The following is an 11082-nucleotide window of genomic DNA, read 5'->3' on the forward strand; positions in this document are numbered from 1 at the left end:
TCTGGCCCATCGACACCTGACCGTCGCCGATTACGACGACCTTGTCTGCATTGCGGGCGGAGAGGATGGTGGTTCCGTGCCAGGGCGCGTCACGGTGCGCGGTCGATTGGGTCATGCGGCGCGATATGGGTAAAGCGGCGCCGAGCCGCAAGGGGAGGGGCCGATCAGGCGGCCCAGCAGAGCAGCGCGCGGGCGCCGGGCGCCATTTCAAGCGAAGATAAGTCTTCGAGCAGGGCGACCTCCCCGAACGGCAAGGGTTCGTCGCCGATCCGGCAGCCGTCGGCCAGCGGCACGAGCGTCAGGCTTTGCCCGGTCGGTCCGACAAAGTCGCGATCGAAAGGTGCCGCCAGATGTAGGAGATGGAAGTGGGGGCCATCGACGAGACGCTGGTTCGCCGCCGGGTCGATCGCGCAATGCGGCGCGCCGTGCGACGGCGCAGCGTCGACAACCGCAAGCCCGTCATCGAGGTGCAGTTCGCGCGGCCGGCCATAATCGAAGAGGCGGTAGGTGCAGTCGGCATTCTGCTGCACCTCCACCAAGGTCAGCCCACCGCCGATCGCGTGGATCGTGCCCGCCGCATTATAGAAGAATTCGCCCGCGTGTGCCGGCCGCCAATCGATCATGTCGACGATCGATCCATCCTGCGCCGCGGCGCGAAGCGCGGCCACATCGGTGGGGGCTTTCAGGCCGAGGCCAAGTTCGGCGTCCGGTTCAGCGCCCAGGATCAGCCAGCATTCGTCCTTGCCGCGCGCATGTCCGGCGGCGCGTGCGCGGACATCGTCGGGGTGAACCTGAATAGACAGCCGCTCGGAGGTGAACAGGAACTTGATCATCAGCGGCGCGGCATCGCCGTCGGGATGCGCGAACCATATCTCGCCGATGCGCCGTTCGCCGAAGTCGCCGAATGCCGCGGGTATGTCGGTCCGTCCCCACGGCTTTTCTACGATATGCGGGGGAAGGCGGGTCAACATGACGATGTCATGTGTCGCGTGCGCGAGGACGTCAAGCGACCGCGCGCATCAAGCGGCGCGATTGAGCCGGTTAGGGGTGCTCCCGCCGGGCTGGTCGAGCCAGAGACCGCGCGTGTCATAGACAATCTTGTCCGACCGTTCTTCGAGCGGGATCGATTTGAACAGGTCGTGATCGACGAGCACGATCAGCAGGTCGCACTTCGCGAGTGCGGTATCGAGGTCGATGAGTTCGGATCCGGTACTGGCGAATTCGGCCGGCAGGCCGCGCGCATAGGGCTCGACGATGTCGACCTGCTTGCCGAAGCGGCGAGCGAGGGCTGCCGCCACCTCGACCGCGGGACTTTCGCGAAAATCATCGATGTTCGGTTTGAAGGCGAGGCCGAGGCAGGCGACGCGCGCCTGCGGATGCTGCGACACGAGCATTTCGGCGGCGCCGATGACATGCGCGGTCTTCGCGAGATTGACTTCGCGTGCGGTACGGATGAGTCGGCTGTGATCGGGCGCCCCATGAACGAGGAACCAGGGATCGACGGCAATGCAATGGCCGCCGACGCCGGGGCCGGGCTGAAGGATGTTGACCCGCGGGTGGCGATTGGCGAGGCGGATCACCTCCCAGACATCGACGCCCATTTCTTCGGCCATCATCGACAATTCGTTAGCGAAGGCGATGTTGACGTCGCGGTAGCTGTTTTCGACGAGCTTGACCATTTCGGCGGCGCGCGCCGAGGTCGTGATGCAGGCACCGCGCACGAACTGGCGGTAGAAGGTCATCGCACGGCGCGCACAGCGCGGCGTGATACCCCCGATGCAGCGGTCGTTGTCGACCAGCTCGACCAGAATCCGGCCGGGCAGGACACGTTCCGGACAATAAGCGATGAAGATGTCGGCGGCACCGGCGCACGCGCCGGGCACCTTCAGGTCGGGGCGCAATTCGGCGATCAGCGCGGCAACCTTTTCGGTCGTGCCGACGGGCGATGTCGATTCGAGGATGACAAGATTGCCGGCTTGCAGTTTGGGCGCGATCGCGCGAGCTGCTGCCAGCACATAGCTGATGTCGGGGCGATGATCGGTGTCGTGCGGCGTCGGCACGGCGATCACGAAGCTGTCAGCGGGCGCGACTTGGGTCGAAGCGGTGAGCGCACCGCGTGCAACGACGCCCTGGACGAGCCCGTCGAGATCGACTTCTTCAATATGCACCTTGCCGCTGTTGACGGTTTCGACGACCTTTTCGCTGACATCGACGCCCGTGACACGGCAGCCCGACCGTGCGATCAGCGCCGCGGTCGGCAGCCCGATATAGCCGAGGCCGAGAACGGTAACTTGCTGGTCGGTATCAATGGGCACGCGCGACAATCTCCGCAATTCGCTGGGCAGCGAGGCCGTCGCCGAACGGATTGTGCGCGCGGGCCATCGCCGAATAGGCTTCGCTATCGTCCAAAAGGCTGAAAATTTCGGTAACGATACGGTCCTTGTCGGTACCGACAAGCTTTGCCGTGCCTGCCGTAATGCCTTCGGGTCGCTCGGTCGTCTCGCGCATGACAAGCACCGGTTTGCCGAGCGACGGTGCTTCCTCCTGCACCCCGCCGCTGTCGGTCAGCACGAGATCGGCCTCGGCGAGCAGGCGTACGAAATGCGGATAATCGAGCGGGTCGATCAGCGCGACGTTGGAAAGCGGGGCGAGCAGCGGCTCCATCGCGCTGCGGACCTGCGGGTTGGGGTGGACGGGAAAGATCACCGCGACGTCGGGGCGGGCGGCGATGGCGGCGATTGCTTCGGCGATAGCGCGCATCCCGTCGCCGAAATTCTCCCGCCGGTGCGAGGTGACGGCGACGATGCGCCTACCTGCGAAGCAATCGACGAGTGGATCGAGGCCTGCGGCAAGGGACGGGTTTTCGTCGATCCGGGCCTTTGTCGCCAGCAGCGCATCGATGACGGTGTTACCGGTGACATATATTCGCTCGGCCGGCACATTTTCTGCGCGCAGCGCCGTCGCCGCGGTTTCGGTCGGGGCGAAATGCAGGTCGGCGACCGCGCCCGCGACCTTGCGATTCACCTCTTCAGGCCAGGGATGATAAATATTCCCGCTGCGCAGCCCGGCTTCGACATGGCCGACCGGTATCTTGCGGAAATAGGCGGCAAGCGTCGCAGCCATCGTCGTCAGTGTATCACCATGGACGAGAACGCGGTCGGGCCGGTCGGCATCGAAGACCTCGCCGAGGCCGGTCACCAGCCGGGCGAGCAGCGCATCGAGCGTCTGGTTCGGCGTCATGACGTCAAGGTCGATGTCGGGGGTGATCTGCGCGATGTCGAGCACCTGGTCGAGCATTTCGCGATGCTGCGCGGTGACGCAGACACGCCCTTCGATGCCCGGTTGGCGGCGAAGCGCGTGCACGACGGGAAACATCTTGATCGCCTCCGGGCGGGTGCCGAAGACCGTCATAACGCGCATTCGAAAACTCCTTGTCGTGAAAAACTCCTACAGGGAAGAGCTTGCAACAGTCTTAAGGCCTTGTGCCCGCACGGGAATGATCGAGGCCTGCAATTGTCGATGAACTTTTGGGGCGCTCGTGCGTAGGTTGCAACTGACGTGCCGGGGGACTAGGAGCGACGCCATTCGTGCGCCACATTGGTTTCCGCCCGAAATTTACATGTTTGTCACAGTGGGATGGTTCTAGTTCCGATGTTTTGGAAGCGGAAAAACAAATCGGACGAGACCGCACGAAGCAGTTTTTGTGTACCGCAAGGACAGCGGGTCTATGCGATCGGCGACATTCACGGACGCGACGATCTCTTCGCCGAGCTATTGGACCAGATTCGCGCAGATAACGCGAATCGGGGTCCGGCAAAGGTCACGCTGATTCTTCTGGGCGACCTCATTGATCGCGGCCCTGAATCGGCCGCGGTTGTCGAGCGGGCGATGTCGCTGCACCACGAGTTTGCGGACACCCGACTGCTTATCGGAAACCACGAAGAGTGCTTTCTGGCAGCTCTGACCCGCGACGTGCGACGCCTTCGTTATTTCATGCGGATCGGCGGCGATGCGACGGTGCGCAGCTATTGGAAAGATGACGCGAGCCTGGCGGAGGCCAGCTTTGAGGAGGTGGCCGAACGGCTCCCGGAGATCGTACCTGCCGAGCATGTGAAATTTCTTGGCGGCGGCGAGGACATGATCGAGATTGGCGATTATGCCTTCGTTCATGCCGGCATCCGGCCCGGCGTTCCGCTCGAAAAACAATCCTTGGCGGACCTTCGCTGGATTCGCGACGAGTTTCTCGATGATATGAGCAATCACGGGAAAATGATCGTTCATGGCCACAGCATCACGGAGCGGCCCGACGAACAGGGTAATCGCATCGGTGTGGACATCGGTGCTTTCCGGAGTGGTTCGCTCGCGGCTCTGGGTTTGGAGGGCGCTCAACGCTGGTTTTTATTTGCAAATGACGATCAGTTGAGCAGCGCCGCTTGACTGCACTCCGCCAAAGCGGGCAATTCATTCTGCTCATTCGCAATTTTTTCCTATTCAACCGAAGTTCGAGCTGAATGACCACACATCGCAAAAGATCAGCAGGCGGTCTTTCGAAACCACGAGCGGTTTTCGAGGGATTTTCGACCTGGATGCCCATTTTATTCCTTGGCTTTGTCTTTTTGACCGGGGGCGGATCGCGGAGCGATTTGACCTCGCTTCCGCTTCTTCGCGGCGGCGCGATTCTGTTTGCGTTCGGCGCAATGCTACAGATGGACCGCAGCGACTGGCGGCGCATCCGGGTGCCGTTGCTTCTGCTGATCGCGATGACCTTGTGGATGATCGTCCAATTGATTCCGCTTCCGCCTGCCTTGTGGCAATCGTTACCGGGGCGCGAAACGATCGTTGCCGTCGACCGCCTTCTTGGTCAGCCTGACCTTTGGCGACCGATTTCGCTGACGCCATCGCAGAGCTTTGACAGTCTTTTGGCGATGACCGTCCCCTTTGGTGCGTTACTGATTTTCAGTCGTGGTGACGTCGAAGGCAACACGCGAATTCTGTTCGCGATCCTGTGTATCGGGTGTGGGAGTGCCCTGATGGGGTTTATGCAGATGCTGTCCGGCCCTTCCAGTGGGGCCTATCTTTATCGGATCACCAATTCCAATGAAATGGTCGGACTGTTTGCCAACAGAAATCATAATGCGATGCTTCTTGCATCGGCGGTGATGATTTCTGCGATGCTGTTGCGCGATGAATTCATGCGTCGGAAAAGGCGTGATGTCGTTTCGGTGTGTTTGGGCCTCATCGGCCTCGGCGTGGCCGTTGTCACGATCCTGGTCGGGTCTCGTGCGGGTTTGGTAGCTGTCGCGATCGCGTTCGCGGTCGGCTATGTAATGGTCACATCCGCATGGCGTTCGCGCGGTTTGCCCGGCGAACGAAAAGTGCAGGGCCGAAGGGCGATGGTTTTCCCGCGCTGGGTCGTCCATGCTCCGGTTGCGCTGATCGCTCTGCTCCTGGCGGCTGCGTTTTGGGCGTCGGACCGCTCGACCGGCTTGACTCGGATCATGGCGCCGGATGTCGCGGCCGATATGCGATTTCAGGCTTGGCCGATCGTTCGGTCGATGGTGGAAACATTTTGGGCGTTTGGAAGTGGCTTTGGCTCATTTCCCGACGTGTATGAAATGTTCGAGCCCGACCGGCTGCTGCAGCCTTCCTACTTCAATCATGCGCACAATGACTGGGCTGAAATCCTGATTACCGGCGGCATCCCCGCTGTGGTCATCCTTCTCGCGACCATCGTCTGGATCGCGCGCGCGGCTTTGCGCGGCGGTTTGAGCAGCCTGTTGAAGGGGTATCGGGGCGATACCCGTTTGTCTGCCCTCGTAATCCTGCTGCTTCTGGCGATGGGGAGCCTTGTTGATTATCCGCTTCGCGTGCCGTCGATCCAGGTCTTGGCAATATTGATGGTAATTTTGCTGTGCTGCCCCAGCAGCGCGTCAACCCGTCGGGATTAGGGTTGCGACAGCAATGAGAGTCTCTATAGCTGCCGGGCCCATTTCTGATCGAGCACCTTTCCCGATATGAAACGATCCACGTCTTTTCTCCTAGTTTCCGCGCTGTTACTTGCGGGCTGCGCAAAAAGTGCGCCCCCCGTTGCCAGCGCGCCGGACAGCCCGGTGACGCCGCTCAAAAGCCTTCCCGAACCGGAGGCGAGCGATGTTGTTCGGTCTACGCGCCTGGCGTTCATCGGGCCCTTCACCGAATTGCGGGTCGAGGTATTCGGCGTGCCCGATATGCAGCGCGATATTATGACGGACGGGAAGGGGAACTTCTCGTTTCCGCTGGTCGGCTCGATTGCTGCCGCGGGCAAGACGCCCCACGATGTTTCGGATGAAATTCGGCAGAAGCTGGCGGTACGATATATTCGCGATCCGCAAGTGACCGTAAATTTCAAGGCGTCGTCCAACCCGCTCTCGGTCCAGTCGATGTCGGTCACGGTGGATGGCCAGGTGAACAAAGCCGGATCGTACCCGGTGGTCGGACGTGTTACGCTGATGCGGGCCGTCGCGCTTGCGGGCGGAACGAACGAGTTCGCGAAGCTTCAGGACGTCGTCGTGTTTCGCGATGTCGGCAACCAGAAATATGTGGGCATTTACAATCTTGAAGGCATTCGGCGCGGCAATTATCCCGATCCCGAAATTTTCCCGAACGACGTCGTGGTCGTAGGGGATTCGCCGGCAAGGCGCCGGTTCAAAGATGTGTTGGCGGTCGTGCCGGCGTTGCTTTCGCCGGTGATTTTGCTGGCCAGAGAGTTCTAATCGGGGCGCTATCAGACAATGAATCAATTAATCCACAATGGACCGCCCCCGGTGTCCAATTCGCTCCCGAACATGGACGACGTCTATGGAGGCGAGAGCCGGAATTCGACGCTGTCGGTATTGGAACAGGCTTGGGCCGCCGCCGTCAATCATCGCAATCTTGCAATCGGCGTTATCCTCGGCATGGTCCTCTTGGGCCTCGTTGCGACGTTTCTGGCGACGCCGCAATATCGGTCTACGGCTCGGCTTGAGATTTTACCGGACGCGCCGGTGGCAACCTCGGTTGAAGGGCAGCGGGATAAGGCGCTGATCAACGAGATATCGTTCTACAACACTCAATATTCTCTTCTTCAATCGGAAACGCTGGCAGAGCGTGTAGTCCGCGCCGGCAATCTTCTGGCGGACAAGGATTTTGTCGCGGCCTTCAAGTTCGATGATGTCAACGCGTCGATGAGCAGCGCAGACCGGCGAAATCTTAATAATGAGGCGGTTACGACCCTTATCGACCACTTGTCAGTGTCGCCCGTACGCAACTCGAGCCTCGTTGACATTAGTTTTGCGACGCCATCGCCGCGGCTGTCGGCAAAGCTCGCCAATCTGTGGGCGCAGCAGTTTCAACAGATCAGCATCGACCGCCGGTTCGCAGCAACGTCCGACGCCCGCAAATATCTGGAATCGCGTCTCCAGACGCTGCGGCAGAATCTTGAGATATCGGAACGGCAGCTGATCAATTATGGGACGAGCAAAGGGATTGTCACGATCTCGACGCAGACCGATTCCGACGGCCGGACCCGCGCGCAGACGCTCGTGGCCTCCGACATTGCTGATGTCAGTGCCGCGCTTTCAAAGGCTCGCGAGGAACGAATCGCTGCCGAGGCCCAACTGGGCAACTCGCTCACCGGCGTGGCTGCCGCCAATGCGCCGACCATAGGTAGCTTGCGGCAAAAGCGCGCCGAATTGGCAGCGGAACTGGCTCAGCAGCGGACGATATTCGCGGACGATTATCCGGCCGTTGTCTCCCTGCAAGCGCAGGTCGCGAATCTTGATCGCAGCATTGCCGCGGAAACGTCCCGCGCATCGCAGGGCAACAAGGAGGCCTATCAAGCCGCCCTGCGCCGCGAACGGAGCCTCGAGGCCGAATTGGGCGGTTTGACCGAGCGCTATAACAAGCAGCAGCGGGAATCGATCGAAATGGCGATCCTCCAGCGCGAAGTGGACTCCAACCGCCAACTGTATGACGGCCTGCTTCAACGCTACAAGGAAATCGGCGCAGCTGGCGTCGGCACCAACAATATATCGGTTGTGGATGCCGCTAAAATTGCCGATCGCCCGTCAAGTCCGCGTTTGATCCTGAACATTGCTCTTGCCTTGTTCGCCGGCATCGCGCTGGCCGGGGGACTGATCTTCGCGCTCGAAAAGATCGACAGTTCGGTTCGCGACCCGCAGGAAGTCAACGCACGTTTCGGTCTGCCGCTTTTGGGCGCAGTTCCCGAGATTGCCGGGCATCCGGCCGACCTTATCCTCGACAAGAAGTCGGCGATTTACGAAGCCTATTTCGCCTTGATGACGAACCTGTCGTTCTTGACGGCGCATGGCGCGCCGCGGTCGATCATGCTGACTTCGTCGCAGCCGCGCGAAGGCAAGAGCAATTCGTCCTTGTGCCTTGCGACGGTGATGGCCGCGACCGGAAAGTCGGTGATCCTGGTCGATGCCGATATCCGCAATCCCTCGCAGAACCAGTATCTGGATATCCCGAACAAGCATGGTCTCAGCCACTATCTGGCCGGCGATGACAATCTGGAAGCGATGATTTCGACCCTGCCCAAACACGGGTTCTCGATCATCACAGCGGGCAAGGTCCCACCGAACGCTGCGGAGCTTCTCGGCAGCGATCGTCTCGATGCTTTGATCGCGATGCTTTTGACGCGCTACGATCACGTCCTTGTCGATTCGCCGCCGCTTCTGGGCCTTGCCGACGCACCGCTTATCGCGCGCCGGGTTGAAGGGGTGTTGTTTACGATCGAGGCGAATGCGACGAAGCGGCGGGCCATCTCCAACGCCTTGATACGCTTGCGCATGTCGGGGGCGAAGATTTTTGGCGCGATCGTGACCAAGGTTGGCGCCAAGAACCATGCTTACGGCTACGGCTACGGCTATGGCTATGGCTTCAGCTATGGCGGGGAAGAGCCAAAGGCTTGATTTCGTAGCAGGCGTTTCTGGTGGCTTGGAATGGCAATGACTATTAGGAGAGGCATCGGCTGGTTGCTTGCCGTTGCGACGGCAGTATATGTGGGTTTCTGCAGCTTTGCGATCGCGTATGAGAAGCGATCGCCTGCACGGGCGCTTGCCGTGGGAATGCCCCATTCGGGTACGGCTGAAGCGAGTCTTGCCTATAATGCCTTTTCTGCCCGGAGAGCCGGGGATCCGAACGCGGTCGTCAATCCGGACGAAGTGCGATTGGCAAAGTCTGCCTATCGACAAGAGCCGCTGTCCATACCGGCTCTGGGTTTGATCGCTGATTCGATGCCGAACGGCAAGGAAGGCACAGAGCGCCAAGCGCTTTTCGAACTGGCCGGAAAGCTCAATCGTCGCAATACGCTGGTCAATACCGAACTTGTCAAAGCGGCGGCGTTGAGAGGCGATGACCGCGCCTTTTTTGCCTGGTTGTCGCGGGTCATGCTGGTCGGCAAGGAGGCCAAGACAACCTATGGGGCCGCGATGGCCGAGGCCACGGCGCGGAACGGGGCGGTCGAAGCGCTGATCCCGATTATTGGAGAGCGTCCGGGTTGGGCGGATTATTATTGGGGGCTTGTCGTCCGCCGCCCTGCCAGCCTGGCCAACGCGGCACAACTCCGGCTTGCTGTTGCCGGTGCCCCATGGCTGCAGCAAGAGATAATGCCGACCGACAAGACGCTCTTGCTGAACCTGGTACGCGATGGCCATATGGACGCAGCATATAAGCTTGCAGAGGGGTTGGGCCTGGGGCGTTCGACCAAAGCCAACCTGTTGTACAACGGGGATTTTGCGATATCGCCCGAGTTGGCACCCTTCGACTGGCAGCTTTCGTCGCAAGGGAATCTCGGCGCCTCTGTCGACCCGCGCGAGAAAATCCTCGCGATCTCGGCCATCGGTGGTGCGCGCGGTAGCGCGGCCCGACAGCTTCTGAAACTCGCGCCCGGGCGGTATGATCTCAATTGGAAGGTCGCGGCCGATAGCGCCATTGATCCCGGCTCGCTGGTCGTTCGGATTGATTGTGCGGAGCGAGGCAAGGACGGCGCAATCCTCCCGCCGGTTCCTGTTGCCGCAGGCGAAGGGAAGGCCGTCGCAGTGATCCCCGACGATGCATGCCAATGGTATTGGTTTTCCTTGGCGGTCGTGATTCCCGACGATGTGATCGGACTCGACGCCAATGTGCTGCACTTGTCTTTGACCCCATCGACCGATGCGTCGCGGAATATGTAGGTGGGGCGTCGATTGAGCCGGAGGGTGCGGGGACATTTGGGGCCAGCGCGCTTCCGCTGACGCTGCCGATCATAAGGTTTTGGAAACCGCAGCATGAAAATTCTCTATCTCCATCAGTATTTTACTACGCCTTCCATGTCGGGGGGGACGCGTTCCTATGAAATGGCGCGCCGCTTAGTGGCCATGGGGCACGACGTGCATGTCGTCACCACTTGGCGGGGGGCGTCGGAAAGGCGCGACTGGTGGGTTGAGGATATTGAAGGGATCCATATTCACTGGCTTCCCGTTCCATATTCGAATGCAATGGGGTTTGCTCAGCGAATGCGGGCCTTCCTTCACTTCGCGGTGCGCGCTGCAAAGCGGGCGATGGCAACCGGAGGCGATGTTGTTTTTGCAACAAGCACGCCGCTAACGATTGCGCTGCCCGCGGTGGCGGCAGCGCGCAAGCTCAAGCGTCCGATGGTTTTCGAGGTGCGAGATCTGTGGCCGCTGCTTCCGATCGCAATCGGTGCCCTTCGAGCGCCATGGACGATTGCGGCTGCCCGTTGGCTGGAGCGATTTGCCTATCGTAACGCAGATCAGATCGTGGCGCTTTCGCCAGGTATGGCAGAGGGTGTTGTCGAAACGGGTTATAGCCCCGACCGTGTGCATGTAATCCCGAACAGCTGCGATCTTGAATTGTTCGGAAACGACCCGAGGGCTGGAGCTGCTTTTCGCCAACAACATCCCGAATTGGGCGACGGTCCGATCATTCTCTATGCGGGAACTCTGGGGCAGATCAACGGGGTCGCGTATCTCGCCGACCTTGCCAGCTATTTGCAGCATAATCATCCAGGCGCCCGATGCGTCGTCATCGGCGGCGGTGCGG

The 11082-nt window shown here is 60.6% G+C and carries 9 protein-coding genes and 1 pseudogene; 6 read left to right on the forward strand and 4 right to left on the reverse strand.

The annotated features are described in order from the left end of the window. From ABS88_RS19905 to wecB, 4 genes and pseudogenes are all read right to left on the reverse strand, one after another. Positions 1-115 (reverse strand): annotated as a pseudogene (locus tag ABS88_RS19905) (HslU--HslV peptidase proteolytic subunit); the annotation flags it as partial. Positions 116-164: 49 nt separating this feature from the next. Beyond that, on the reverse strand, positions 165-971 hold the full coding sequence (locus tag ABS88_RS19910; protein WP_286750374.1) for a class I mannose-6-phosphate isomerase: 807 nt from the start codon (positions 969-971) through the stop codon (positions 165-167). Between the two features lie 48 nt (positions 972-1019). Then, positions 1020-2315 (reverse strand): UDP-N-acetyl-D-mannosamine dehydrogenase, encoded by a 1296-nt coding sequence (gene wecC, locus ABS88_RS19915; RefSeq protein WP_286750375.1) that lies wholly within the window; start codon positions 2313-2315, stop codon positions 1020-1022. After that, entirely contained in the window at positions 2305-3420 is a 1116-nt protein-coding gene (wecB, locus tag ABS88_RS19920) for a non-hydrolyzing UDP-N-acetylglucosamine 2-epimerase (RefSeq protein WP_286750376.1), read from the reverse strand. The genes wecC and wecB overlap by 11 nt, the downstream gene beginning before the upstream one ends. A 231-nt stretch (positions 3421-3651) precedes the next feature. Between wecB and ABS88_RS19925 the strand changes: the two genes are divergently transcribed. The 6 genes from ABS88_RS19925 to ABS88_RS19950 all read left to right on the forward strand — a co-directional run. Then, positions 3652-4437 (forward strand): metallophosphoesterase, encoded by a 786-nt coding sequence (locus tag ABS88_RS19925; protein WP_286750377.1) that lies wholly within the window; start codon positions 3652-3654, stop codon positions 4435-4437. A 149-nt stretch (positions 4438-4586) separates the two neighbouring features. Beyond that, on the forward strand, positions 4587-5948 hold the full coding sequence (locus ABS88_RS19930) for an O-antigen ligase family protein (RefSeq protein ID WP_286750378.1): 1362 nt from the start codon (positions 4587-4589) through the stop codon (positions 5946-5948). A 162-nt stretch (positions 5949-6110) separates the two neighbouring features. After that, complete coding sequence (locus ABS88_RS19935) at positions 6111-6752, forward strand: polysaccharide biosynthesis/export family protein (protein WP_286750379.1); 642 nt, start codon at positions 6111-6113, stop codon at positions 6750-6752. 72 nt (positions 6753-6824) lie between these two features. Further along, positions 6825-8951 carry a GumC family protein gene (locus ABS88_RS19940; protein WP_286750380.1) on the forward strand — a complete coding sequence of 709 codons (2127 nt, stop codon included), beginning with the start codon at positions 6825-6827 and terminating at the stop codon, positions 8949-8951. 30 nt (positions 8952-8981) lie between these two features. After that, entirely contained in the window at positions 8982-10214 is a 1233-nt protein-coding gene (locus ABS88_RS19945) for a hypothetical protein (protein WP_286750381.1), read from the forward strand. 93 nt (positions 10215-10307) lie between these two features. Further along, positions 10308-11082: glycosyltransferase family 4 protein (locus tag ABS88_RS19950; RefSeq protein WP_286750382.1), on the forward strand; the 775-nt coding region annotated here is incomplete at its 3' end.

It is taken from the genome of Sphingopyxis sp. SCN 67-31 (genome assembly GCF_001725095.1).